The organism is Flavobacterium kochi, from assembly GCF_048286715.1.
In the GTDB taxonomy this organism is placed as follows: domain Bacteria; phylum Bacteroidota; class Bacteroidia; order Flavobacteriales; family Flavobacteriaceae; genus Flavobacterium.
On record NZ_JBLVPW010000010.1, the window covers coordinates 91,690 to 116,270 of the forward strand.

Genomic DNA, 24,581 nt, shown 5'->3' on the forward strand with positions numbered 1-24,581 from the left:
TTTTTCTGTTAGATATGAAAAAGCCCCAATTTTTTGGGGCTTTTTTGCTTTTAGCAAATATTGAAACAAAAAAAAGTCCACTTTTTACGTGGACTTTTTATATCGTTTAAACTTATAATTAAGCTTTAACTTCTTTTGTTTCTTCTTTTCGTTCCAATAATGCCATATAGAATCCATCAAAACCAGATTCTGACGCCAAGATTTTTTGGTCTTTAACAAAATTGAATTGTTTTCCAATAGTTGTAGTCAGGAAACGAGCAATTTGTTCTTGATTTTCTGATGGTAGAATAGAACAGGTGGCGTACACTAATTTTCCTCCCGGTTTTACAATTTTAGAATAACTTTCTAAAACTTCCGATTGTACTTTACGGATATTATCAATAAACTCTGGTTTTAATTTCCATTTAGCATCCGGATTTCTTTTCAGAACCCCTAAGCCGCTACACGGTGCGTCAATTAAAACACGATCCGCTTTTTCGTGTAATTTCTTAATGATTTTTGTTGAGTCAATAATACGGTATTCAATATTGAATGCACCATCTCTTTTTGCCCTGATTTTTAACTGCTTCAATTTACTTTCATACAAATCCATAGCGATTAACTGTCCTTTGTTTTCCATTAAGGAAGCAATGTGTAATGTTTTTCCGCCAGCGCCAGCGCAGGTATCAACAACACGCATTCCTGGTTTTACATCAAGGAAAGCAGCCACTAATTGAGAGTTGGCATCCTGAACTTCAAAGAAACCTTGCTTAAAAGCGTCAGTTAAGAAAACATTGGCTCTTTCTTTTAGGACCAAAGCATCAGGTTGATTTTTCAGGGTTTCTGTTTCAATGTTTAAATCCATCAAAATAGCACGCAGCGCTTCCCTGGTTGTCTTAAGTGTATTTACTCTTAGGATTACTTTGGCAGGTTGGTTTTGAGCCGTAATTTCAGTTGCCCAAACTTTCTCTCCTAATTCTTTAACTCCTAATTCATCCATCCAATCCGGAATGGATTCTTTTAAAGCTCTTACTTTTGAAAGTTCGTCAAAACGTCCTTTTATTTTTCTTTCAGGAGTTCCTTCCAGTTGACGCCAATCAGGAATAGGATACCCTCTTAAAACTGCCCATACGGAAAACATTCTCCACAGATTGTCTCTGTCAAAAGGTTCTTTTACTTCGGCTATTTCTGCGTACAATCTTTTCCAACGTACGATTTCGTAGATGGTTTCGGCAACAAATTTTCTGTCAGAGCTTCCCCAACGTTTGTCTTTTTTTAAGGATCTTGCTACCACTTTATCCGCATATTCGCCTTCATTAAATATGGCATTCAAAGCATCAATGGTAGTATAAACTAAATTTCTGTGTAATCTCATTTTAAATAATTGAGGTGCAAAGGTACTATTAATTGATTGAATGTTATATTTTTAATAATGAATGTTCTTTTTAAATTTTTTGATATAAAAAAAACACTGTTTTAGCTACAGTGTTTTTTGTAAAGTATAGGGTGAAAAATCCTTATTTAACTCTTGTTAAACCAATATTTTCAGGAGCATGGAGTACCATTGGGAATTTTTCTATTTTAACTGAGCTACTGTCCAGACCAAAGGCTCTTTCTTCAGATAAACTTAGTTTTTTAATAAAGAAATACGAATTCATAATTATTTTTTCATGCCAAAGTAAATCACTATCATTGGAAAGGAACTTTTCAGACAGTACAAATTTGAAATCGCCTATAATATTGTTTTTATTCAAAGATTCATATCTGCTGGTTATATCTACTTCTCCTTTTTGTACCATGTCCTTAATTACTTCTTTGAACATCAGGTTTATTTTTGTAGGTTCTCTAAATCCTAAATTAAAATCAACGCGATACAAATCATCTTTGACCATTTCCGTTACTTTATATTCTGTTTTATAAGGTTCAGTCAATATGTTTACGTGTACAAACCAATAAATATCGGCTCTTTTAGGTCTTTTTTGTAAAATAGAATACATTACTTTTTCTTCTATCTCATCAATTCTGCCCGCATTAGTCATGTATACTAAATGAGTGGCATATTTTGGTATCGATAAATCAGCACTTAACTCAACAAGAACTTTTTTATAATCTTCAATCTTAACAATTTTGGTGTAACTCTTGTTGATTTTCTTGGCCAAATACCAAATGGTCATTACAGATATTAAAAGTGTTGCTATAAAAAGTGTTACATAACCACCCTCTGCAAACTTGGTAATATTGGCTGCTAAAAAGCTAAATTCAATTATTAAATAAATGGTAATTAACGGTACGATAAAATACAATTTTACCCTTTTCATTATCAAATAAAAATTAAGCAAAATAGTGGTCATTATCATGCATAAAATAATGGCTAATCCATAAGCATGCTCCATGTTACTGGATTCTTCGAAGTGCAATACAATTCCCACACAACCAAAAAACAGCAGCCAGTTTATAGATGGAATATATAATTGTCCTTTTAATTCGGTAGGATATTTTATTTTTACTTTAGGCCAAAAGTTCAATCGCATGGCTTCATTTATTAATGTAAATGAGCCGCTGATCAATGCTTGTGAAGCAATTACAGCAGCGAGTGTTGCAATAATAATACCCATGGGTTGAAACCAATCGGGCATAATAAGATAGAACGGGTTTCCATTTTTTCCGCCTAAACTTTGTAATGTTTCCCCTTCGTGATGTATTAAGTAAGCGGCTTGTCCAAAATAATTAAGGACTAAGGCAGTTTTTACAAAAATCCAGCTAATTCTGATGTTTTTTCGACCACAATGTCCCATGTCTGAATATAACGCTTCTGCACCAGTTGTACAAAGAAATACAAAACCTAATACAAAAAAACCTTCAGGATGAATGGATAATAAATGATAGGCATAATAGGGGTTCAAGGCTTTGAAAACCTCCGTATGTTGTGTAATTTGTATAGCGCCCAAGACCGCTAGCATACCAAACCAAAGCAGCATCATTGGAGCGAAAAATTTACCTACTAATTTGGTTCCGAATTGTTGAATTGCGAACAACACAAATAGAATTCCTATTACAATTGGGATTGTATTTATATGAGGATAGTACGTTCTGATTCCTTCAACAGCAGAAGATACTGATATGGGAGGGGTTATGATTCCATCAGCCAACAAGGCGCTTCCGCCTATAATTGCGGGGACTATTAACCATTGAATTTTTGTTTTTTTGACTAAAGCATATAAAGCAAAAATACCACCTTCACCATGATTGTCAGCACTTAAGGTAATGAGAACGTATTTTATGGTAGTTTGTAAGGTAAGTGTCCAAAATACAGCTGAAATCCCTCCTAAAACAACATCTGCATTAATAACATGATCACCAAGTATGGCTTTCATTACATATAAAGGTGAAGTTCCAATATCACCGTAAATTATTCCTAATGAAACTAATAACCCGCCTAATGTTAATTTAGTATGCAGATCTTTGTGCGATGCGCTCATGTAATATTTTTAAAAAACTCGTCAAATTTACTCTTTTTAAATATATTAGAGCTGTTTATTTAATAAAATGACAAAAAAAAACACAGTTATTACAACCGTGTTTTTTAATTTGTTAAACTGTGTTTTTACGACCTTCTATTGTCGTTTCTTGATGAAGAATTTCCTCTTTGTTGTTCCGCTCTTTGTGGAGCTGCTTCTCTGGAAGAGTTTCCTCTTTGTTGTTCTGCTCTTTGTGGCGCTGCTTCTCTGGAAGAATTACCTCTGTTTTGAGAGTAGTCCCTTTGTTGTTGTGGTTGTTGTGCTCTTTGTGGCGCAGCTTCTCCGGAAGAATTACCTCTGTTTTGAGAGTAGTCCCTTTGTTGTTGTGGTTGTTGTGCTCTTTGTGGCGCAGCTTCTCCGGAAGAATTACCTCTGTTTTGAGAATAATCCCTTTGTTGTTGTGCCCTTTGTGGGGCAGCTTCTCCTGAAGAATTACCTCTGTTTTGAGAGTAGTCCCTTTGTTGTTGTGCTCTTTGTGGCGCAGCTTCTCCGGAAGAATTACCTCTGTTTTGAGAGTAGTCCCTTTGTTGTTGTGCTCTTTGTGGCGCAGCTTCTCCGGAAGAATTACCTCTGTTTTGAGAGTAGTCCCTTTGTTGTTGTCCCCTTTGTGGCGCAGCTTCTCCGGAAGAATTACCCCTGTTTTGAGAGTAGTCCCTTTGTTGTTGTCCCCTTTGTGGCGGAGCTTCTGTGGAAGGATTAGTTCTGTTTTGTGAATAATCTATTTGATTTCCTGTTCTTTGGGACATTACTTCTCTAGAAGAATTGGTTCTGTTTTGATAACCATTTTCATTTCTTGAACCAACATTTCTTGATCCTCTTCTTTGGTCTAATTCATAACGATTTGTTACTTGTGAATTTCTTCTTGAAAAAGCATAATTTGGGTGTTGTCTTTCATATCCATTGGAACGTCTTGTACTGTATAATCCAATAGCAATACTACTTCTTCTTGAGGTAACATAATTGTAATTGTTGTTTACATTCAAGCAAATATTAATGTTGTTTCTATATCTGAAAATTGGGAATGGATTCCAGGCATAATAATAAGAAGGATAATAACCCCAATTCCAGGTTGAATAATACGGACGGTAATTAGAAGCCCAAAAAGAAGCATAAATGAGTGGTGTATTGTAATACACAGGCTCGTAAATGTAATTTTGACCATACATATAGACGTCTCCTACAACTTGTACGTGAACATTGTTGTATCTGTCTTTCTCAACATCGATTGTAGCGACATCCTGATATACATCCTGATCAATTACAGACTGGATGATAATCACGTGGGTTCTATTTTCTACGGATTCAATTACTCGCAAGTAATCAACTTCGTTATCATTATTCAAATCTAAATTTGATATTTGAAGTTGTGGATCGTTTAACCGTCTTTCAAAATCCTGAAGATCTCTTGAATCTCCAAAAATGGATGCAACTGCGCGTAAATCTAAATTATCACTAATTTCATTATTCATTGCATTTACCGTAGTTCTATCTTGCGCATGTATTTGTGTGGCGAAAACAGAAGTCAATAGACTTAAAAGAAGTATTTTAGTTTTCATAATTAATAATATTAAGTTTAATGTTTTTTCAATATCCAATTACTGTGCCAATAAATTTAGAGACCATTAGTATTAACATTTTTAATTGTAGATTAGCGTTGGAAAATTATATAAAATGAGGAAAATTATTTTGATTGTATTGGTTTTAAATGTCTTTGTGTCTTGCAAAACAAATAGTTGTGTTGTTGAAAAGCCTAATGGTGGGGGCTTTCAGTCTGTTCAAATTGATACATTATTTCAAGATAAAGTGAGCATTAGAGCCATTCTAATTGATGCAAATAAAATTTGGTATGCTGCTGATAATTCCAGATTTGGTTTTTATGATTTGGAAAAAAAGATAAAAAATGAAAGCCATATCAGGAAAGATAGTTTGAAGTTTGAATTCAGAAGCATTGCGCAAACATCTTCAGCGATTTTTATACTTAACGTTTCAAATCCGGCTTTATTATATAAAATTTCTAAAGACGGCTCAGAAACAAAATTGGTTTATGAGGAAAACCATGAAAAAGTATTTTATGATAGTATGCAATTTTGGAATGATAGAGAAGGAATAGCTATAGGGGATCCAATAACCAATTGTCTTACTATAATAACAACACGCGACGGTGGTAATTCGTGGAATAAAATTGCGTGTGATAAATTGCCAAAAATAGTTGATGGGGAAGCAGCTTTTGCGGCAAGTAACACTAATATTGTTATTAAAGGAAATAAGACCTGGATTGTTACAGGCGGAAAAAAGGCAAGGGTTTTTTACTCATCTGATAAAGGAAAAACCTGGGAAGTGTTTGATACACCTATAGTTCAGGGGAAAATTATGACTGGAATTTTTACGGCTGATTTTTACAATTCCAAAAAAGGATTTATAGCTGGTGGCAATTACGAATTACCGGACCAAAATTTCTCCAACAAGGCTTCAACAACTAACGGAGGGGAAAATTGGGTGTTAAAATCTGACAATAAGGGGTTTGGTTATGCTTCCTGCTTACAGTATGTTCCGAACAGTAATGGAAGAGAATTAGTTTCGGTCGGTGCATCCGGATTGTATTATTCGTCGGATAGTGGCAATTCATGGAAACAATTATCGGGCGATTCCAGTCTTTTTACGATTCGATTTTTAGATAATCGTACCGCCATTGCAGCGGGAAAAAATAAAATGGTTCGCTTAAATTTTAAAAAATAAAAACACCTCAGATAATAGAATAAACCATTAAATAGGGTGTTTTTATTGAATTAATAGAGCCTAAGTATTATTTCCTTGGACCTTTATCTCGGTATTGTTGCAATAATTTCCTGTTGAAATCCTCTTCAGATTTTCTTAGTTTAATGATTTTAATTGCCGGAAGGACTGTTTTAAGATTTGTAGTGAATTTTTTTCGCAATAGAAATAATTCTTCTTCATTACTTTCCATTTGAGCAAGAAAAGCACTGGCTTCTTTTTCGGTCATTTTATCTAAACCGCCATCATTTATTCTTTTCATTAAGGTTTTCATTTTTTGATGTCTCAATTCAAATTGCTTATCATCAAAAGTATTATACATTGGCCAAAACTTTTCTGCTTCACCAGGAGTTAAATCTAATTCGGTGGTCAGAAAAGCTACTTTCAGAGCTTTGATTTGTTCTTTTTTTTCTTTCATTTTTTCGACTTGCGCATAAAAATTGAAAGAGGAAAGGAGCAATAGTATCGGTAAAATTTTTTTAATGTTCATTGTTGTATTTTTAAGTTCAATTTCAGTATTAAAAGGTATTGTTAGTCTATGATAAGATTTTCGGCATCAGAATTTACAGATAACAAATCCTCAACAGTCTTATCTTCAATCACTACAGTGGTCTTTATTTTATTGATGTCGTCAGAGTCCAGCTCGCTAATCAGATCGTATTGATTCATATTAGATTGATAGGTAAGATAATTTTCTAATGTAGTGGAATCTAATTCTTTTGTTTTTTTTGTGTAGGTGTTTACAATAGGTATCATCAGCGCAATTGCTAAAATTGCTGCTGCCATCCTCATTAGTATCTTTCTTTTTTGAAAAAGAGAAATTACTTTTGGTTCCTCTTTTGGCAATTGTTGTAAAACTTTTGTCGAAAAATTTTCAAAGTAATGATCTGGAGTTTTAAATCCTGATTCAATTTTCGGTTCGTTTTCTAGTTTAAATGCTTTCATAATGTTCATTAGACTTAATTAGATGCAAAAGGTTTAATTTGCCGTTACAAAGGCTTCAATTTTTTTTACGGCATGATGATAGGATGCTTTCAAAGCGCCGACAGATGTCCCTAATATTTCTGATATTTGTTCGTATTTTAATTCTTCAAAATACTTCATTTTGAAAACTAATTGTTGTTTTTCCGGTAAAGCGGCAATGGCTTTTTGTAATTTTATCTGAATGTCGTTTCCGTCGAAAAACACATCGGCTTTTAGATTATCAATAGTTTTGTTTTGTAATGTTTCAGATGAAATCCCATTAATTTTTGCTTTTTGATTCAAAAAGGTTAGTGCTTCATTAGTAGCAATGCGATACATCCAGGAAAAAAGCTTGCTGTCGCCTTTAAAATTTTTCAAATGTTGAAATACCTTTATAAAAGTATTTTGCAGCACATCATCAGTATCATCGTGACTCAATACAATAGTACGAATGTGATTGTACAATGGCCTTTGATAATCTTGTAAGAGTTGTTGAAACGCTTGGTTTTGCGTCTCAGGGTTCAATAGTTTTTGGATGAATTCCTTTTCCTCTTGCAAAGCTATTATTTATCAGTTAGAATGGAATTTATCAAATAGGTTTAATCGATAATAAAAAAATATTAAAATTCAGATTGTTCTTCTTCCTTTTTTGGAGCAACTGGTTTTTTTATAACCGGTTTTGGTTTTACAACGGGCTCTGTTTTTACAGCTTCAGTGGTTTTCACAACAGGCTCCGTTGTTATGGCAGCTTCAGCTTTTACAACCGCCGGTTTGTAAATTTTGATGGGTTCCACTTTTGATTTTATTGGGTAATAAATTTCAGTGACCCACTTCGATGGATTTTTTATTTCGGTTTTGTCTATCAAATAAATTTCAAGATGTGAAAATGGCGCGCCTGATGCTAAACGATTCGCATTGAGGTACTGTCTTGTTTTATCCAAAGCTTTGTCTCTGTGGGAATAATCGCCAGTTAAAGTAGTTTTTACGGCTTCAAATGCTTCTAGTTTTCCGGAATAAAGGTCACTTCCTTCGCTTGTGTAAATTTGATTTTTTATTGGTACACATATTGAGATTTTGGTAAGTCCGTTTACTACGTCATAAGTGTGATAGAGTAAGAAGGGTTTTCCTGTAATTTGAAGGCCATTTTTTGTACAAAAAGTAATAATTTTTGGAGCAACAATTTTAAAATTCTTAGCAACGTTACTAATTTTACTGGTGAAAGTCTGATGCAAATAAAAAGTCTCTGGTTTCTTTACTACACCGTCTACTTTTACTGTATAGGTATTTATTTCATAATCTAAGGTTTTGTCTAAATTGGTCAAGCTTTTTTCATACCTGTCACCTATGATTTTTGCAACGCCTCCATTAAAAGCAGAATAAATTTTGAAAAGAAAACTCATTTTTCCTTTTGTTTTCCAAGTCACTTTTGTTCCTCCTACAGTGTCTTTGAAACTCCAAAAAATAGCAGAAGAAGTTTCGTCTGAATTCATTTTTTGAGAAATACTGTCATTTTCTTTTACAAAAATCGTTTTTATATTACCATTGCTGTCTTTTCCTTCCCAGGAATAAGAAGCACCTTTTCCAATTGTATTTTGAGGATAAGTTATTTTCATTTCGGGATCTTCGGTAGTCCAGGATCCAAAATCTTTCCAGTTTTTAAAATCATTTACATAATTAAATACTGCTGGTTTTGGGGAATTAATGACTTTACTTCTTTCTATAGTGAAATCTCCCTTTTGTGTGGCAATAAAAATTGACAATGCAACTAAACTAAGTAATAATAAAAGAAATATATATTTTAAAATCCTCATGATAATAGGCTGTTTTAACTTGTAAAGTTAGAAATTTTATTAATACTGTAAGGTAACTATTAAAAAATTATAATATTTGTTATTTGGGTTCGCTATAGTAGGATTAATTTTTTTTGAACTCAATTTCTGTATATTTAACTCAGAATCCAAAAAAATATTGGCTGAAAATCGGAACTATTATTTTATTTATTTTCAAAGCAGCGACAATTTAAGTAGCGGTTTTTATTATTTATTTAAAGAATGTGTATATTTGTTGAATAATAACTTGTTTAATCTCTAAATAGTATTAATAATGAAATTACTTAAAATTGCTGGATTTTTTACGACTCTTGCTGTTTCCGTTATTTGTAATGCACAGGTAACAAAAACCACGGCAGTAAAAACGATTGGGACAGCTCCTTTCGATTATGTTGTAGAACAATTTGCCGACATTAAAGTGTTACGTTATCGAATTCCTGATTGGAAAAATCTAACGCTAAAAGAACAAAAATTAGTTTATTATTTGACTCAGGCCGGAACTTCAGGTCGTGATATAATGTGGGATCAGCACTATAAATACAATCTGAAAATCAGAAAAGCATTAGAGAATATTTACAAAAATTATAAAGGAGACAAAACTTCCGCTAACTGGAAAAATTTCGAAATATATCTTAAAAGAGTTTGGTTTTCAAATGGAATCCACCATCATTATTCTAGTGATAAAATCAAGCCAGGTTTTTCTTCAGATTATTTTGCAGGGCTGTTGAAGGTTACTAAAACGACATTGTCTCCAGCTATTGCTGCTATTATTTTTAATGATGTTGACGCAAAAAAAGTGAATCTTGATGAATCAAAAGGGTTATTGGAAGGTTCGGCCATTAACTTCTATGAAAAAGGAATTTCATTAAAAGAAGTGGAAGATTTTTATGCTAAAAAAACAAGCCCAGATCCTAAGAAACCGTATTCTTATGGTTTGAATTCTAAATTAGTACGCAATTCAAAAGGACAATTGACAGAAAAAGTTTGGAAAAGTGGTGGCATGTATGGTCCTGCAATTGATAAAATTATTTATTGGCTGGAAAAGGCAAAAGCTGTTGCTGAAAATCAAAAGCAGGCAGATGCTTTGGGATTATTGATCAGTTATTATAAAACAGGTAGCTTAAAAACCTGGGATGACTATAATATAGCCTGGTTAAAAGCAACTGAAGGTAACATTGATTATATTAATGGTTTTATCGAAGTGTACAATGATCCATTAGGATACAGAGGTTCTTATGAGGGAATCGTTCAGATAAAAGATTTTGATATGTCGGCAAAAATGGAAGTAGTTTCCAAAAATGCGCAATGGTTTGAAGATAATTCGCCATTAATGCCCGAACATAAAAAGAAAAATGTTGTTGGCGTTTCTTATAAAACAGTTATTGTAGCGGGAGAATCGGGTGATGCTTCGCCAAGTACGCCTATTGGAGTAAACCTTCCAAATGCAGATTGGATCCGTGCGGAACATGGTTCAAAATCAGTTTCTTTAGGAAATATTATTGATTCGTATGCTAAAGCTGCCGGAAAAGGAAAATTAGAGGAATTTGCTAATGACGAGCAAGAAATTGTTTTGGCCAAAAAATATGGCGAAATAGGGGATAAGATGCATACAGCCTTACACGAAGTGGTGGGCCATGCTTCAGGACAAATAAATCCTGGTGTGGGAACTCCTAAAGAGTCATTGAAAAGTTATGCTTCGACACTTGAAGAAGGAAGGGCAGATCTAGTTGGATTATACTATTTGTACAACCCAAAATTACAGGAGTTAGGGTTGGTTGATGATTGGAAAAAACTGGGAATGGAATCTTACGACAGTTACATCAGGAATGGGTTAATGACTCAGTTAGTGCGTTTGGAATTAGGCGCCAATATTGAAGAAGCTCACATGAGAAACCGTCAATGGGTAAGTTCATGGGTTTTTGAAAAAGGACAAAAAGACAATGTTATAGAGAAAATCACTCGTAATGGAAAAACGTATTTCAATATTACAGATTATGAAAAGTTACACGATTTATTCGGGCAATTATTAAGAGAAGTACAAAGAATCAAATCAGAAGGTGATTTTAACGCAGGAAAAGCTTTAGTAGAAAATTATGGTGTGAAAGTAGATCAAAAACTGCATGCTGAAGTTTTGGAACGCAACAAGCAATTCGCTTCGGCTGCTTATAGCGGTTTTGTAAATCCGGTATTGGTTCCGAAATTAGACAAAACGGGTAAAATTATTTCGATTGAAGTGCAACAACCAAAAACATTTGCAGAACAAATGTTGAAATACGCTAAAAACTTTGGATTTTTACCTTTGGAAAATTAGAAGTATGATTAATTTTTAAAAAATAATGCTCACTTTTAGTGGGCATTATTTTATTGCAAAAAATAAAGAAATTAGCGTTTAAAAAATATCTTTATCATAAACAGGATTCCAATAAAAATTAAGAAACCTATTAATATCTTGTAATTTCCCTTGTAAAACTCTTTATGTACTCCCAAATCTTTTCGGTAGGCATATACTGCTGCAATAACAAAAGCAACAAAAAAACAGCCTGCAAACACTAATTGTCCTTGACTAAACATAGTTTAAATTATTTCAGGCAAATTTAGCTAATTGTTTAGAAATAGTTGCTAATTTGGCTTTCCATTTAATAAAAATAAAAACATGCAAAAACAAATAGACTCCGTTAAGGAATTTCATACCGCATTTAAAATAGGGCATAATGAAATTCCTACGGCCAATTTAGGAGAAAGTAAACACGCGCTTCGGTATAACCTGATGAAAGAGGAAAACGAAGAATACCTGGAAGCAGTTCAAAATAATGACTTGACAGAAATTGCGGACGCGCTTGGCGATATGATGTATATTCTATGTGGAACTATTATTGAGCATGGTCTGCAACATAAAATTGAAGCAGTTTTTGACGAAATTCAACGCAGCAATATGAGTAAATTGGGTGAAGATGGAAAACCTCTTTACCGTGAAGACGGAAAGGTAATGAAAGGGCCTAATTATTTCAAGCCTGATTTTTCAAAAATACTGGGGAATAAATAGCAAATCGGAAAGTTGAATATTTGATCATACTAAAAGAAGCGATTCCCTTATTGAAAATCGCTTCTTTTATAAATTTGAATTCTAAAATTATACTTTAACAGTCCAGCCAAAAGTATCTTCTTCCAGTTTATTTTGAATGTTGGTCAATTTATCTTTTAATTGCAATGCGAAAGAATTTTCGATTTTTGGTAATTCATGATAAACATCCTTATAAGAGAATCCGGAAATAGGACTTACCACCGCAGCGGTTCCTGCTCCAAAGATTTCTTTCAAAGTTCCATTTTTAGAAGCTTCAACCAGTTCAGAAACAATAACTGGACGAATTTCTACGTCTATATCTTCACTTTTTGCTAAATCTATCAGCGTTTTTCGGGTTACGCCATCAAGGATTCTTTCGCTTACGGGAGCAGTCAGTAAAGTGTCATTGATTCTAAAAAATACATTCATTGTACCTGCTTCTTCAAGTCTGGTATGCGTTGCATCATCAGTCCAAATTACTTGTTGAAATCCTTCTTTATTAGCTAAGTCAGTAGGGTAAAATTGTGCTGCATAATTTCCAGCAGCTTTTGCAGCTCCTATTCCTCCATTTGCAGCTCTACTGAAATGTTCCGCAATGAGTACCTTAACATCACCAGAGTAATATGAGGTTACAGGCGATAAAATAATCATGAATTTATATTCATCTGACGGATTTGCAATCACTCCGGTACCAGTCGCGATCATAAACGGTCTGATGTACATCGCGTTTCCTTTTCCCTTTTTTATCCAGGCTTCATCTAATTGCAACAATTGATTTAGACCATTCATAAATACATCTTCAGGAACTTCCGGCATAGCCATTCTTACAGCAGATTTATTGAAACGCTTGTAATTTTCATCAGGTCTGAAAAGCCAAATATCATTTTTGTCATCTTTGTATGCTTTCATACCTTCAAAAATAGCTTGGCCATAATGAAAAACTCTTGTAGATGGATCTAACAAAAAAGGAGCATAAGGTTTAATGACCGGTTTTTGCCATTCCCCATTTTTAAAATCACACTCGAATAAATGATCTGTAAAAACAGAACCAAAGCTTAAGTTTCCAAAATCCACTTCATTTATTTTTGAAGAAGGAGCTTTTATTATTTCAATTTTACTAGTTTGAGTCGTACTCATAATAAAGGAGATTATTTTATTTTTATTTTTAAAAGTGATATGCTTGAGCATTAAAACCTTTGATTTTATAAAAGGTACTTTAATGTTTGCAAAATTAAATAAAAATCAATGAAATACTTATGATTATTTTATTAATTATAGCATTTAACTGTGATTTATTTATATTTTAAAAAATTGAAAAAAATAGAGCCAATTTATATGGAATTTATAAAAAATATAGATTTTTTGAGACTATTACGTTTTAGTTTTGATTAAATTTGACCGTCTGATATTGTTATAAAACAAAGAACAACCTCAAATTATAATTTTGAAAAGAGAAATAATCCAAACGCTGGATGGTTCCACAACCATTCATTTACAGGAATGGGACGAATGTTATCATTCTAAACACGGTGCCATACAAGAAGCACAGCATGTTTTTATCAAAAATGGGTTGTCGCTATTTCAAAATAGACAAATTTCTATTTTAGAAATTGGTTTTGGAACAGGTCTGAATGCCTTTATCACTTTTTTGGAAGGATCAAAAATGAATCAATCAATCGATTATGTCGGAGTGGAGGCTTATCCAATTTCCTCCGAAGAAGTCGGGTTGATGAATTATGTTGAAGAGCTGAATGCCAGCAATGAAAGTGCTGTATTTGAAAGAATGCATGAAAGTAATTGGGAGGAAAAGATAGTTTTAAGGGATGATTTTACGTTGACCAAAAGGAAACAGTTTTTTGAAGAAATTGATGATTTTGAAAAATTTGATTTAATATATTTTGATGCTTTTGGGTATCGGGTCCAACCTGAATTATGGAGTGCAGCCATTTTTGAAAAAATGTATAATGCTCTTAAAGCCAATGGTGTATTGGTTACTTATGCTGCGCGTGGAGTGGTAAAGAGGAGTATGATAGAAGTAGGTTTTACAGTTGAGAAATTAGCGGGGCCTCCGGGTAAAAGAGAAATGTTTCGCGCTGGTAAAAAATAAAAAAACAAAACTTTTGAGTTTGAAAACATACTTTAATTTGAAATAAAATAAAATAATAAAAAGTATGTTAATTTGTGATGTTATTTATTTTAAAAATGTACTTTTACAATAGTTAATAAAAATTGATAACCCAAAATCTTAATTTATTATGTCGAAAATTATGTTCGATTACACAAAATCAGTGCTTGAAAGAGTAAGTTTTGACCCGATGCTTTTTTGCAAAGAATTAGAAAAAGCAATTAAAACGTTATTGCCATACGAAATGGAACAATTACGAGAATGGTTATTAAATTTCACGATTGGAAAACCAGAATTAAAAGAATGTTTGCTGATCGTTAGTACATAAATAAAAAAAGGAACCTTAATCGGTTCCTTTTTTTATTTTTTTTGAATTGGACTAATAATTTCAACGTTTTGGAAAACAATTGCTCCTTTTATTACTCCGGCAATTGTACTTCTAAGGGCATCAATTATTTGAATTTTCAATTCGCTTTTAGGGAAAATCAGACTGACTTCCCGTGCAGGTTTCGGCTCCTTAAAATGACGTAATTTCATTTTGTCCGATTCTTTCAAATCTAAGGTATGTAAATAAGGAAGCAAGGTGGTTCCCAAACCTTCGTCGGCCAATTTTATTAAAGTTTCAAAACTTCCACTTTGTATTTGAAAATGATTCATTTCGTTTTTACCGGCACTTTTGCATAAATTTAAAATTCCTTCTCGAAAACAATGTCCATCTTGCAATAGCAGGATTTCATCTAAGTTCAAATCAGAGACTTCTATTTCTTCTTTTTGAAAATTATGGTGACTCTCCGGTATGTAAGCAACAAAAGGTTCAAAGTATAAAACAATTTCCTTGATTTTTTCTTCCATCAAAGGAGTTGCTGCAATTGCGGCATCAAGATGACCGTTATTGAGTTTGGCAATAATCTCTTCCGTGTTTAACTCTTCAATTATAAGTTTTACCTTTGGATGTTTTTTGATAAAATTATTCAAAAACATCGGTAATAATGTTGGCATAATAGTAGGGATTATCCCTAATCTGAATTCACCGCCAATAAAACCTTTTTGCTGCTCTACAATATCTTGAATTCTATTGGCTTCGTTAACAATATTCTTAGCCTGATTGACAATTTTTTGTCCAATATCCGTAAGCTGAATTGGTTTTTTTGTCCTGTCAAATATTTGAATACTTAATTCTTCCTCAATTTTTTGAATTTGCATGCTCAAAGTAGGCTGAGTTACAAAACATTTTTCGGCAGCAAGAGTGAAATTTTTATGTTCGGCTACAGCCAAAACATATTTTAATTGCGTGATTGTCATGGTTATAATGATTTCTGATGCAAATTTAGTAAAACTATAACTTTTTACTATGGAGTTTTGAATAAAACTTCTATTAAATTTTCAGTTGCAAGTAATTAAATCAAAAAGAGCTTGTTAGGTTAGGAGCAACAGGTCTGCTGATGTGAAAGGAATACGGGCTGATTGTAAATTAGCATCACATCGTTAAAAATTAAAAGAGAATCTTTAATTAACATTGGGAAATTAAGGACGGAGAGACGAATTTTATGAGGAGCGGTTGTAGTACTGAACAAGGAAAAAGAATAGGAATGCTGTGGGTTGCGTTAGGGAAGAATTGTAACAATACTGGAGCATATGTGAAATAATCACTAAAATTGGAAATCATTTTTTTTTTAGTAAATAAAACTATTAATTTTATTTTACATTTGAATCCACTAAGACAGTAATTCTTTATGAGCGATTTTTATAAAAAAATATTAGAAAATAATAAAAAATGGGTGGAAACATCTCTAGCCAGCGATCCTAATTATTTCGCAGATTTGGCTAAAGGACAAACACCGCCTTTATTATGGATTGGTTGTTCGGATAGCAGAGTTCCGGCTAATGAAATTGTGGGTGCAAAACCAGGGGAGGTATTTGTTCATAGAAATATTGCCAATATGGTAGTACATTCTGATATGAATATGTTAAGTGTTCTGGATTATGCAGTAAACGTTCTGAAAGTAAAGCATGTACTGGTATGTGGGCATTATGGTTGTGGAGGTGTTAAAGCCGCTATGGGAAATGAATCAATAGGGATCATTGACAACTGGATTCGTCATATTAAAGATGTATACCGTCTGCATCATGAATATTTAGATTCGATAGTTGATGAAAATGATCGATTTAATGCTTTCGTAGAAATTAATGTAAAGGAACAGGTATTTGACTTGTCAAAGACATCAATTGTACAAGCTGCATGGAAAAATGGACAGGAATTAACGTTGCATGGCTGGGCCTATGGATTGAATTCTGGATTTGTAACGGATCTGAATGTCAACATCAGTTCCAATAAAGATTTGGATGATGTATATCAATTGAAATTTTAAAATAAATCGCTCTCGGGCGATTTATTTATTCGATTTCTTCCAGATTTTCATTGAAAGCCGATGGTAATAGCGTCGGTATGAACTTTATCAAAATGGGTAATAGCAAACTTCCCCCCGGCAGTAAAAATATAGTCAAAGAAGGAATAGTTTTGCAAATATCCAATAGTTGTTTTTTTACTTTTTTCTTTTCCTTTTCATTTAAATCTCTGCGGGTAGAATAGGCTAACAGCAGCATTAATTCTTTGCTTTGAACAATTTCCTTTATCAATCTACTTTTATTGCGGCTGACTAAAGTAACAACACTTTGAGTGGTTTGATCATAAAAGTGCTTGACCGGGTTGGAGTAATTGAAGTAGGGAATTTCTTTTTTATGTCTGGTAATAAATTCATTAGTACTGCTGATGCTCTGATTGACAAAATCGTCTGAAATCGATAACGTTTCAGCTAATGAATGTAAAAAATAGGCTTCATTATTTTCAATTATTCCATCACTCCACAGGGCCATTCCGGCAATGTCTATTAAATAATATTTTTCTAATTCATTTGTAAAATAATCCAGTTGAAGCGTTTCCAGGCTTTGGACAGAAACTCTCGAGAATTTGCTGTAGCGAATGGAAGCTTCAAAAAGTTTAATTAACAGATCATCATATTGAGTTTTGTTTGACTTTATTTTTAGCGCAAGTGTGACAATATTAACGATCGTCTCTTCAATTTTTTTTAAGTATTTTTCAGGAATTGCCCCATGAATTAAATATTGACGAAAAGCAAGAACATCAATAAACAAAAGTGCATTGGTCACAAGATGCGAGAAGTTTTTACTGATGATAGTATCATTAGTCTGAACGCGTTCATCAATTATTTTTTCCAGTGTTAGGGAAAGAGAATGTTTAGGGAGTATTTTTTTGAATAAATTGAATCCCTGGGGATTCATTTGATTGTAAAAAGCAACTGTTTCCTGTATGAATTTTTCAGGGTTGATTTCTTCCTTAGTCAGACAAAAGACGTCGTACAAAGTATTTAATAAAGCAACTTTAGAAATCTCGTCTTTAAACCAGCCTTTGGTTTCAATTGTGCTTACGGTTTCAAATGTAATTATATGGCCGTATATAAAACCTGTACTTCTAACTTTTTGATAAAATGAATCAGTAGTTTTAGAAACAGTTTCCTTTGAAAATTTTTGTTCAATAAAAAATTTATCTATCCAACCTGATGCCGAGGGGTTAATCATTACTTTAATTTGAAGCTACAAAGCTATGTTTTTTTATGGTTGTGTAGAAAAGTTTAGCTTAAGTTTTAATTATTTATTGCAAAATATTAATCTCTGGATTTTTTATTTAGAGAACAAAGATTTATGATTTGGGCTATCCTATTGTTTCTGGTTTCTTCTCTTTTAGCCTGATTGAGCCAATAAAGATAACTTTTCCTATACGAAGGACTGAAATTTTTATAGTTTTCGAATGCGGCACTATTTATGTCAAAAGCGATTTCCAGATCTAAGGGCACAATCAAATTCTCTACAGCGTCCAATGAAGTCCAGGTACCGTTTTTTTTAGCAATTTCAATTTTTGCTAATCCACTTTCATGCATCAGATTTTCTTTGAGGAGCTTTTCGATATATGTTTTATTGAGTTTACTCCAAACACTTTTATCTTTTCTTGGAGAAAAAACTTGTTTCCTGCGCTCTTCGTCCATTTTTCTTACTGTTGAATCAATCCAACCGAAACAAATGGCAACTTGAACTGCTTCTTCCCATCGCATACTTTCAAATTCACTGCTTACTTTGTAAAAAATCAGATGCACCCCTTTTGAAGAGTGATGATTTTTATTCAACCAATCACGCCATTCCTGTGTGTTTTTAAAATAGAGGTGCTCTTTATCTTCCAATTGAATCCTTAAAAAAACTATTTAATAATAGCTGAACAAGCTACTCTTGCGCCCGCATTACCAGCTGGTTGAGAAATAAAATCGTCTGCTCCCTGGTGAACGATAAGTCCTTTTCCTAAAATATCCTTATTTGTATCACCACAATCAATACACCATTCGTCAGTTGTTAAAGTAATGGTTCCGTTTCCTTTTTCATCAGCAATAAAATTTCCAATATCGCCTTTGTGATATTCACCAACTCCCCATTTACCATGTTTTTTGAATGTTGGGTTCCAATGCCCTCCTGCAGAGCTTCCATCAGCGGCCGTACAATCTGACTTCTCATGAATATGTATGGCATGAACACCTGGTTTTAGTCCAGCTAATTTTGCAACGAAAGTCACTTTGCCATCTTTTTCCACAAAAGTTGCAGTTCCGGAAACGTGGCTTTCACTTTTTGGTTCGAAAGCAATAACTAATTTTTTATCAGGATTAGAAAGAGAATTGGTTTTACAACCAATAAAAAGGGCTAATGCTATGCTGAACAGTAGAGGGAATTTTTTCATAAGATGTTTTATTTCAAAGGTAAGAAAATTTTGTATTAGAGATAATAGGATTGTGTTTTAATAATTCAATTTTATGGGAATTTTACAATATTCATTTTAAATAGGGAATCAATTTATTTGTAGTTTTGAAAGTAGCGGGCAATTGACATAGACCTCGGATCTAAACTGCTTTTGTATTAAATAAAAGTAAATCAACCTATCGATTTTTTCTTAGGAAAGAATATAAATTAGCATTAAAACATGAAGCATAAAGAGATAGCTATTATAAGCTGGGATTTATTAAAGCGAACTTATCGGGAATTTGATGATGATAACGCCATAAAATTAAGTGCTTCATTGTCCTATTACACCATATTTTCACTGCCTCCCTTATTAATTATTATTTTGTCTATTTTTAGTTTTTTCTTTGGACGGGAAGCGGTCACCGGAAGATTTTTTGGACAAATAAACGGAATGGTTGGTAATGAAGCTGCGATTCAAATTCAGGAAACCATTAAGAATATTGAATTGTCCGATAGTGTAACATTTGCAACGATATTTGGCGGGATTATGCTGTTGATAGGCGCTTCGGGTGTTTTTGCCGAAATTCAAAGCTCCATAAATTTTATTTGGGGACTGAAAGCAAAACCCAATAAGGGAATTATGAAATTTATTAAAAACAGACTGATGTCATTTTCCATGATTGCCTCAGTTGGTTTTTTGTTAATGGTCAGTCTGATGGTAAATACAGTAATGGACATTGTAAACACGCGATTGCTCGTTTATTTTCCTGACACGACGGTTTATATATTTTATGTTTTTAACACCTTAGTTTTATTTGCGACTACAACACTGTTGTTCTCCATTATTTTCAAAACACTGCCTGATGGAAATATTGCATGGAAAGATGCTTTGATAGGATCCAGTTTTACTTCCTTTTTCTTTATGTTTGGTAAATTTGCCATCGGTTTTTACCTGGGAAGTTCGACCGTAGCAACCGTTTATGGCGCTGCAGGCTCAATTATTATTATTTTAATCTGGGTATATTATTCCGCTATAATCTTATATTTTGGAGCTGAATTCACTAAAGTGTATGCCAATGCACATGGAAAAAAAATCATTCCAAATGCTTATGCTGTTAGTATTAAGGTGGAAGTTATAGAGATTAAAAAGAAATAAATTGTTTCTTAGATTTTGGGAGCTCGAGATGCGATTTTCAAAGTTTTTATTTTTGTAATATTTTTTTTTAAAACCTTAAAACTGGCAGTATTTTTGCTTTATTTTTGATAGAATAAAAGAAAAAAAATACATGAAAAAAATAATTTTGGTACTAGCTATTTTCTGTTTGGTATTTGTTTCCTGTAGTTCATTTAAAACAGCCGGGAATAATGCAGCTTCGCTTGAGGGAACTTGGGAGTTAAATTATGTAACAGGACCAAGAATAGCCTTTGAGGGCTTGTATCCAAATAAAAAACCTACCATCAGTTTCGATTTAAAAGAGAACAGTGTTTCAGGAAGCAACAGTTGCAACCGTTATTCCGGAAAATTAAATGCGGACAAGCATAAAATCAGTTTCAAAGAACCAATGACAGTTACCAAAATGTTTTGTCCCGGTGAGGGAGAGAATATTTACATGTCTACGCTTCAAAAAATAGATTCCTATTCCATTTCAGAAGAGGGTAAGACATTGAATTTCATCATGGGTGATATCGTGATGATGCGTTTTGAGAGAAAATAAATTCAAAATTTTAAATTAAATTGTAGCAATTTCGAAGGCGCATTTAATAGTTGTAAATGATAAAATGGTTAAAACTTAATATTAAAAAATGGATGCCATGAAAACAAAAATATCAATTTTAGTATTGTTTCTTTCGCTGATGGTAACGGCAAGTTATGCGCAGGAAAAAAGTAAGAAACAATTAAGGGAGGAACGCAAAATCGAAAAAGAGAAACAAATAGCATCTTTGGTTGATTCTAAAGCGTTTGTTTTTATTGGAAGAACAGCCCTAGGTCAAGGGTTCAGAAGTATAGATTTGACCACTAATTCAAATTATGTTGAATTTAAGCCAGATGAAATCACGAGTGAAATGCCTTTTTTTGGTAGAGGTTATAGTGGCATTGCCTATGGTAGCAGGGACGGTGGCATGAATTTTAAAGGGAGTCCAAAAGAATTTACTGTTGAAAAAGGGAGAAAAGCCTATCAAATAAAAGCGACTGTTAAGGGAGAAACGGATGTATACACGCTATTTCTTTCCGTTTCTTTTGGAGGCAGTGCAACACTTACAATTAATTCTAATAATCGAAGTCCGATTTCCTATAATGGAGAAATCAGACCTATAGAAAAAAAGAAAGTCGACTGATTTTCGATTGAGTTAAAAAGCCGTTTTGTTTCACTGAACAAGACGGCTTTTTAATTAATAAACTTAAAAATAGCTTTGTATTCTAGAAACAATATTCGTTTTCTGCTACTAATTTTGTAGTGATTGTTTCTCTTAATCCTACAATATTGGGCATGTTGGTATATTTTGTAAAACGACGTAAACCCATTAACATCATACGTTGTTCATCCCCTTCAGCAAAAGAGATTACACTTTCTTTTCCTTTTTGAGTAACGGTATCTACTGCTTTATATAAGTATAATTTTGCCATGGCAATTTGTTCCTGTACTTTGATTTCGCCTTCTTTTTTGGCTAATTTTTCGGTTCTGAGAATAGTACTTTCTGCCATGTAAATTTCAATCAGAATATCGGAAGCTGCCATCAGTAACTGTTGGTGTGCATCTAAATCCGGACCATATTTTTGAACAGCTCCACCTGCAACCATTAGAAATGCTTTTTTCAATTTACCAATCATTTCTTTCTCTTCTGCAAATAATTCAGAATAATCAGGAGTGTCAAAAGAAGGAATTCCCATTAATTCTTCTTGTACTTTTGATGCTGGTCCAAGTAAATCAACGTGTCCTTTCATGGCTTTTTTGATTAACATTCCTACCGATAACATTCTGTTGATTTCGTTAGTTCCTTCATAAATTCGGGCAATTCGAGCGTCTCTCCAGGCACTTTCCATTGGTGTGTCTTCCGAGAATCCCATTCCACCGAAGATTTGGATTCCTTCATCTGCACAGTTTTGAATATCTTCAGAAACGGCCACTTTTAGAATAGAGCATTCAATGGCATATTCTTCAATCCCTTTTAATTCGGCTTCCTGATGGGTAGCCCCTTCTGTTTCACGCGACGCAATTCGATCTTCAATATCTTTCGCAGCACGATATGTTGCACTTTCTCCGGCATAACATGAAGTTGCCATTTCAGCTAATTTTGCCCGAATAGCCCCAAACTGAGAAATAGCGGTATTGAATTGAATTCTTTCATTAGCGTATTTTGTTGAGTTTGAAATAACTCGGCGTTGTGCATCCAAACAGGCAGCGGCCAATTTAATTCGGCCTACATTCAAAGCATTCATAGCTATTTTGAAACCATTCCCTCTTTCGGATAACATGTTTTCAACAGGAACTTTAGTATCTGCAAAGAAAACCTGACGTGTAGAAGAAGAGCGAATTCCTAATTTGTGTTCTTCTTCGTTCATAGAAATACCATTATTTGGATCGTTTTCCACAATAAAGCCGGTTATATTTTTATCATCGCCTATACGGGCAAAAACAATAAAGACATTACAAAATCCAGCATTTGTAATCCACATTTTTTGTCCTGTGATTTTATAATGTGTTCCATCCTCAGATAATACCGCTTTTGTTTTTCCAGAATTGGCATCACTACCAGCGCCTGGTTCAGTCAGACAATACGCTCCAAACCACTCACCAGAGGCCAATTTTGTAACATATTTTCGCTTTTGTTCTTCAGTACCATACAAAGTAATTGGCATGGTTCCAATTCCTGTATGTGCTCCAAAAGCAGAAGAAAATGAGCCAGTTGCTCCCGAAATATAATCGCAAACCAAAACAGAATTAACAAATCCCATTCCCATTCCGCCATAAGCTTCAGGAACTGCGATACTCAAAAATCCCATCTCAGCTGCCTTTTGCATACTTTCTACCGTTAAGGCAAAATCTCTTTTTTCAAAACGATCTTTGTTAGGCCAGATTTCTTTGTCTACAAACTCTTTTACAGAGTCACGCATCATTAATTGTTCTTCATTAAAATCTTCAGGAGTGAAGACATCTTCGCACTTTGTTTCTTTTACGAGGAATTGACCTCCTCTTGTTTTGTCGCTCATGACTTATTATTTTAAATTTTGAATTTTTAAATTATTTTGTATTCCTTCCTGCGAAGTTTTTATTTATTTCTATTTTTTCGTCAATCTTGTCATTCCGAAGAACAAGGAATCCCGAAGAAGAATGTTACATCAATTCATAAATCCCTGCGCTTCCTTGTCCCGTTCCTACACACATACTCACAATCCCATATTTGCTTCCTCTGTTTTTCATTTCGTCAAATAATTGAACAGACAATTTTGCTCCGGTACAACCTAGCGGATGACCTAATGCAATTGCTCCGCCGTTTACGTTTACGATATCAGGATTTAATCCTAATTCACGAATTACCGCTAATGATTGCGATGCAAATGCTTCATTCAGCTCAATTAGATCAATATCTTTCAATTGTAATCCTGCTTGTTTTAAGGCTTTCGGAATTGCTTTTACAGGACCAATTCCCATAATTCTGGGTTCCACCCCGGCCGAAGCAAAGTTCACCAAACGAGCAATAGGAGTAAGGTTTAATTCTTTTACCATTTCTTCGTTCATGATTAGAACAAAAGCGGCTCCGTCGCTCATTTGGGATGAATTTCCTGCAGTTACACTTCCATCAGCAGCAAAAACAGGCCTTAAACCGGCTAATGCTTCTATAGAAGTTCCTGCTCTTGGACCTTCGTCTTTATTTACGATATAGGATTTGGTTTCTTTTTTACCGTTTTCATTGATAAACGTCTGCTCAATGGTAATAGGAACAATTTGTTTATCGAATCTGCCTTCGGCTTGTGCTTTCAAGGCCTTCATATGTGATTGGTAAGCAAATTCATCCTGGTCAGCACGAGCTACATTATATTGTTTGGCAACCGCTTCTGCAGTTAGTCCCATTCCCCAGTAATAGTCTTCGTTTCCTGCTTTTGCAACGGCATAATCCGGAGTAGGTTTGTATCCCCCCATTGGAATAAAACTCATGCTTTCGGCTCCACCGGCAATAATACAATCGGCCATTCCTGATTGGATTTTGGCTGTCGCCATCCCGATTGTTTCCAGCCCCGAAGCGCAATATCTGTTGATGGTTACACCGGGAACGTCTTCTATTTTCAATCCCATCAAAGAGATTAATCGCCCCACGTTCAGTCCTTGTTCCGCTTCCGGCATGGCATTTCCTACCATAACGTCGTCAATACGTTTTTTGTCGAAATCAGGCAACTCATTCATCATAAACTGAATCGTTTCTGCTGCCAGCTCATCAGGACGTTTAAATCTAAACACACCTTTTGGAGCTTTACCAACGGCTGTTCTGTATGCTTTAACTATATAGGCTGTTTTCATATTTTATTTTTTAACTTG

Annotated in this window: 23 protein-coding genes; 9 read left to right on the forward strand and 14 right to left on the reverse strand. The window is 33.9% G+C overall.

What is annotated here, in order from left to right; all coding sequences use genetic code 11:
- Positions 1–118: 118 nt before the first annotated feature.
- The 3 genes from ACNQGH_RS10755 to ACNQGH_RS10765 all read right to left on the reverse strand — a co-directional run bounded on the left by ACNQGH_RS10755 (position 119) and on the right by ACNQGH_RS10765 (position 5,053).
- Positions 119–1,354 carry an RsmB/NOP family class I SAM-dependent RNA methyltransferase gene (locus ACNQGH_RS10755; protein WP_417956009.1) on the reverse strand — a complete coding sequence of 412 codons (1,236 nt, stop codon included), beginning with the start codon at positions 1,352–1,354 and terminating at the stop codon, positions 119–121.
- A gap of 142 nt (positions 1,355–1,496) precedes the next feature.
- Positions 1,497–3,458: a KUP/HAK/KT family potassium transporter gene (locus tag ACNQGH_RS10760; RefSeq protein ID WP_417956010.1), complete on the reverse strand. Its 1,962-nt coding sequence runs from the start codon at positions 3,456–3,458 to the stop codon at positions 1,497–1,499.
- Positions 3,459–3,583: 125 nt separating this feature from the next.
- The gene (locus tag ACNQGH_RS10765) at positions 3,584–5,053 is read right to left on the reverse strand and encodes a hypothetical protein (protein ID WP_417956011.1); all 1,470 of its coding nucleotides are present in this window, start codon (positions 5,051–5,053) and stop codon (positions 3,584–3,586) included.
- A 115-nt stretch (positions 5,054–5,168) separates the two neighbouring features.
- Here ACNQGH_RS10765 and ACNQGH_RS10770 point away from each other — a divergent pair, with 115 nt between their 5' ends.
- Positions 5,169–6,233, forward strand: a complete 1,065-nt coding sequence (locus ACNQGH_RS10770; RefSeq protein ID WP_417956012.1) for a WD40/YVTN/BNR-like repeat-containing protein — start codon at positions 5,169–5,171, stop codon at positions 6,231–6,233.
- A gap of 67 nt (positions 6,234–6,300) precedes the next feature.
- Here ACNQGH_RS10770 and ACNQGH_RS10775 read toward each other — a convergent pair whose 3' ends face one another.
- The 4 genes from ACNQGH_RS10775 to ACNQGH_RS10790 all read right to left on the reverse strand — a co-directional run bounded on the left by ACNQGH_RS10775 (position 6,301) and on the right by ACNQGH_RS10790 (position 9,043).
- Positions 6,301–6,759, reverse strand: a complete 459-nt coding sequence (locus ACNQGH_RS10775) for a sensor of ECF-type sigma factor (protein WP_417956013.1) — start codon at positions 6,757–6,759, stop codon at positions 6,301–6,303.
- 41 nt (positions 6,760–6,800) lie between these two features.
- Positions 6,801–7,214, reverse strand: a complete 414-nt coding sequence (locus tag ACNQGH_RS10780; RefSeq protein WP_417956014.1) for a hypothetical protein — start codon at positions 7,212–7,214, stop codon at positions 6,801–6,803.
- Positions 7,215–7,247: 33 nt separating this feature from the next.
- The gene (locus ACNQGH_RS10785) at positions 7,248–7,790 is read right to left on the reverse strand and encodes an RNA polymerase sigma factor (RefSeq protein WP_417956015.1); all 543 of its coding nucleotides are present in this window, start codon (positions 7,788–7,790) and stop codon (positions 7,248–7,250) included.
- Positions 7,791–7,852: 62 nt separating this feature from the next.
- Positions 7,853–9,043 (reverse strand): SRPBCC family protein, encoded by a 1,191-nt coding sequence (locus tag ACNQGH_RS10790; protein WP_417956016.1) that lies wholly within the window; start codon positions 9,041–9,043, stop codon positions 7,853–7,855.
- A gap of 292 nt (positions 9,044–9,335) precedes the next feature.
- Here ACNQGH_RS10790 and ACNQGH_RS10795 point away from each other — a divergent pair, with 292 nt between their 5' ends.
- Together ACNQGH_RS10795 and ACNQGH_RS10800 are read left to right on the forward strand one after the other, a co-directional pair.
- On the forward strand, positions 9,336–11,372 hold the full coding sequence (locus tag ACNQGH_RS10795) for a dipeptidyl-peptidase 3 family protein (RefSeq protein ID WP_417956017.1): 2,037 nt from the start codon (positions 9,336–9,338) through the stop codon (positions 11,370–11,372).
- A gap of 342 nt (positions 11,373–11,714) precedes the next feature.
- The gene (locus tag ACNQGH_RS10800; RefSeq protein ID WP_417956018.1) at positions 11,715–12,104 is read left to right on the forward strand and encodes a pyrophosphohydrolase domain-containing protein; all 390 of its coding nucleotides are present in this window, start codon (positions 11,715–11,717) and stop codon (positions 12,102–12,104) included.
- Positions 12,105–12,191: 87 nt separating this feature from the next.
- Here the strand turns inward: ACNQGH_RS10800 and ACNQGH_RS10805 are convergent, their stop codons facing one another.
- Positions 12,192–13,259, reverse strand: a complete 1,068-nt coding sequence (locus tag ACNQGH_RS10805; RefSeq protein WP_417956019.1) for a branched-chain amino acid aminotransferase — start codon at positions 13,257–13,259, stop codon at positions 12,192–12,194.
- A 307-nt stretch (positions 13,260–13,566) separates the two neighbouring features.
- On the opposite strand from ACNQGH_RS10805, the gene mnmC2 reads away from it, so the two are divergent.
- Positions 13,567–14,229, forward strand: a complete 663-nt coding sequence (gene mnmC2, locus ACNQGH_RS10810) for a tRNA (5-methylaminomethyl-2-thiouridine)(34)-methyltransferase MnmC2 (protein WP_417956020.1) — start codon at positions 13,567–13,569, stop codon at positions 14,227–14,229.
- Positions 14,230–14,377: 148 nt separating this feature from the next.
- Positions 14,378–14,575, forward strand: coding sequence for a hypothetical protein (locus tag ACNQGH_RS10815; RefSeq protein WP_417956021.1), 198 nt, complete (start codon positions 14,378–14,380; stop codon positions 14,573–14,575).
- A gap of 32 nt (positions 14,576–14,607) precedes the next feature.
- On the opposite strand, the gene ACNQGH_RS10820 is transcribed toward ACNQGH_RS10815, so the two are convergent.
- Positions 14,608–15,549 (reverse strand): LysR substrate-binding domain-containing protein, encoded by a 942-nt coding sequence (locus ACNQGH_RS10820; protein ID WP_417956022.1) that lies wholly within the window; start codon positions 15,547–15,549, stop codon positions 14,608–14,610.
- 431 nt (positions 15,550–15,980) lie between these two features.
- Here ACNQGH_RS10820 and can point away from each other — a divergent pair, with 431 nt between their 5' ends.
- The gene (gene can / locus ACNQGH_RS10825; protein WP_417956023.1) at positions 15,981–16,616 is read left to right on the forward strand and encodes a carbonate dehydratase; all 636 of its coding nucleotides are present in this window, start codon (positions 15,981–15,983) and stop codon (positions 16,614–16,616) included.
- A 25-nt stretch (positions 16,617–16,641) separates the two neighbouring features.
- Here can and ACNQGH_RS10830 read toward each other — a convergent pair whose 3' ends face one another.
- The 3 genes from ACNQGH_RS10830 to ACNQGH_RS10840 all read right to left on the reverse strand — a co-directional run bounded on the left by ACNQGH_RS10830 (position 16,642) and on the right by ACNQGH_RS10840 (position 19,045).
- Positions 16,642–17,844, reverse strand: coding sequence for an LETM1-related biofilm-associated protein (locus ACNQGH_RS10830; RefSeq protein ID WP_417956024.1), 1,203 nt, complete (start codon positions 17,842–17,844; stop codon positions 16,642–16,644).
- An 86-nt stretch (positions 17,845–17,930) separates the two neighbouring features.
- Positions 17,931–18,500 (reverse strand): YdeI/OmpD-associated family protein, encoded by a 570-nt coding sequence (locus tag ACNQGH_RS10835; RefSeq protein ID WP_417956025.1) that lies wholly within the window; start codon positions 18,498–18,500, stop codon positions 17,931–17,933.
- Positions 18,501–18,517: 17 nt separating this feature from the next.
- On the reverse strand, positions 18,518–19,045 hold the full coding sequence (locus tag ACNQGH_RS10840) for a superoxide dismutase family protein (RefSeq protein ID WP_417956026.1): 528 nt from the start codon (positions 19,043–19,045) through the stop codon (positions 18,518–18,520).
- Positions 19,046–19,285: 240 nt separating this feature from the next.
- Here ACNQGH_RS10840 and ACNQGH_RS10845 point away from each other — a divergent pair, with 240 nt between their 5' ends.
- From ACNQGH_RS10845 to ACNQGH_RS10855, 3 genes are all read left to right on the forward strand, one after another.
- A complete protein-coding gene (locus ACNQGH_RS10845) occupies positions 19,286–20,203 on the forward strand; it encodes a YihY/virulence factor BrkB family protein (RefSeq protein ID WP_417956027.1) in 918 nt (305 codons plus the stop codon).
- A 130-nt stretch (positions 20,204–20,333) separates the two neighbouring features.
- Entirely contained in the window at positions 20,334–20,762 is a 429-nt protein-coding gene (locus ACNQGH_RS10850) for an META domain-containing protein (protein ID WP_417956028.1), read from the forward strand.
- A 97-nt stretch (positions 20,763–20,859) separates the two neighbouring features.
- Positions 20,860–21,384 carry a DUF4251 domain-containing protein gene (locus ACNQGH_RS10855; protein ID WP_417956029.1) on the forward strand — a complete coding sequence of 175 codons (525 nt, stop codon included), beginning with the start codon at positions 20,860–20,862 and terminating at the stop codon, positions 21,382–21,384.
- Between the two features lie 82 nt (positions 21,385–21,466).
- Here ACNQGH_RS10855 and ACNQGH_RS10860 read toward each other — a convergent pair whose 3' ends face one another.
- Both ACNQGH_RS10860 and ACNQGH_RS10865 read right to left on the reverse strand, forming a co-directional pair.
- Entirely contained in the window at positions 21,467–23,257 is a 1,791-nt protein-coding gene (locus ACNQGH_RS10860; RefSeq protein ID WP_417956030.1) for an acyl-CoA dehydrogenase family protein, read from the reverse strand.
- 124 nt (positions 23,258–23,381) lie between these two features.
- A complete protein-coding gene (locus ACNQGH_RS10865) occupies positions 23,382–24,563 on the reverse strand; it encodes an acetyl-CoA C-acyltransferase (RefSeq protein WP_417956031.1) in 1,182 nt (393 codons plus the stop codon).
- Positions 24,564–24,581 lie beyond the last annotated feature (18 nt).

What these genes read in the sequence shown, in the direction of transcription:
- ACNQGH_RS10850 (WP_417956028.1), top strand. Translation starts at nt 20,334, where the DNA reads ATGAAAAAAATAATTTTGGTACTAGCTATTTTCTGTTTGGTATTTGTT.
- ACNQGH_RS10860 (WP_417956030.1), bottom strand. Translation starts at nt 23,257, where the DNA reads ATGAGCGACAAAACAAGAGGAGGTCAATTCCTCGTAAAAGAAACAAAG.
- ACNQGH_RS10795 (WP_417956017.1), top strand. Translation starts at nt 9,336, where the DNA reads ATGAAATTACTTAAAATTGCTGGATTTTTTACGACTCTTGCTGTTTCC.
- ACNQGH_RS10775 (WP_417956013.1), bottom strand. Translation starts at nt 6,759, where the DNA reads ATGAACATTAAAAAAATTTTACCGATACTATTGCTCCTTTCCTCTTTC.
- ACNQGH_RS10805 (WP_417956019.1), bottom strand. Translation starts at nt 13,259, where the DNA reads ATGAGTACGACTCAAACTAGTAAAATTGAAATAATAAAAGCTCCTTCT.
- ACNQGH_RS10780 (WP_417956014.1), bottom strand. Translation starts at nt 7,214, where the DNA reads ATGAAAGCATTTAAACTAGAAAACGAACCGAAAATTGAATCAGGATTT.
- ACNQGH_RS10790 (WP_417956016.1), bottom strand. Translation starts at nt 9,043, where the DNA reads ATGAGGATTTTAAAATATATATTTCTTTTATTATTACTTAGTTTAGTT.
- ACNQGH_RS10760 (WP_417956010.1), bottom strand. Translation starts at nt 3,458, where the DNA reads ATGAGCGCATCGCACAAAGATCTGCATACTAAATTAACATTAGGCGGG.
- ACNQGH_RS10855 (WP_417956029.1), top strand. Translation starts at nt 20,860, where the DNA reads ATGAAAACAAAAATATCAATTTTAGTATTGTTTCTTTCGCTGATGGTA.
- ACNQGH_RS10820 (WP_417956022.1), bottom strand. Translation starts at nt 15,549, where the DNA reads ATGACAATCACGCAATTAAAATATGTTTTGGCTGTAGCCGAACATAAA.
- ACNQGH_RS10770 (WP_417956012.1), top strand. Translation starts at nt 5,169, where the DNA reads ATGAGGAAAATTATTTTGATTGTATTGGTTTTAAATGTCTTTGTGTCT.
- ACNQGH_RS10830 (WP_417956024.1), bottom strand. Translation starts at nt 17,844, where the DNA reads ATGATTAACCCCTCGGCATCAGGTTGGATAGATAAATTTTTTATTGAA.
- can (WP_417956023.1), top strand. Translation starts at nt 15,981, where the DNA reads ATGAGCGATTTTTATAAAAAAATATTAGAAAATAATAAAAAATGGGTG.
- ACNQGH_RS10865 (WP_417956031.1), bottom strand. Translation starts at nt 24,563, where the DNA reads ATGAAAACAGCCTATATAGTTAAAGCATACAGAACAGCCGTTGGTAAA.
- ACNQGH_RS10765 (WP_417956011.1), bottom strand. Translation starts at nt 5,053, where the DNA reads ATGAAAACTAAAATACTTCTTTTAAGTCTATTGACTTCTGTTTTCGCC.
- ACNQGH_RS10845 (WP_417956027.1), top strand. Translation starts at nt 19,286, where the DNA reads ATGAAGCATAAAGAGATAGCTATTATAAGCTGGGATTTATTAAAGCGA.
- ACNQGH_RS10815 (WP_417956021.1), top strand. Translation starts at nt 14,378, where the DNA reads ATGTCGAAAATTATGTTCGATTACACAAAATCAGTGCTTGAAAGAGTA.
- ACNQGH_RS10800 (WP_417956018.1), top strand. Translation starts at nt 11,715, where the DNA reads ATGCAAAAACAAATAGACTCCGTTAAGGAATTTCATACCGCATTTAAA.
- ACNQGH_RS10755 (WP_417956009.1), bottom strand. Translation starts at nt 1,354, where the DNA reads ATGAGATTACACAGAAATTTAGTTTATACTACCATTGATGCTTTGAAT.
- ACNQGH_RS10840 (WP_417956026.1), bottom strand. Translation starts at nt 19,045, where the DNA reads ATGAAAAAATTCCCTCTACTGTTCAGCATAGCATTAGCCCTTTTTATT.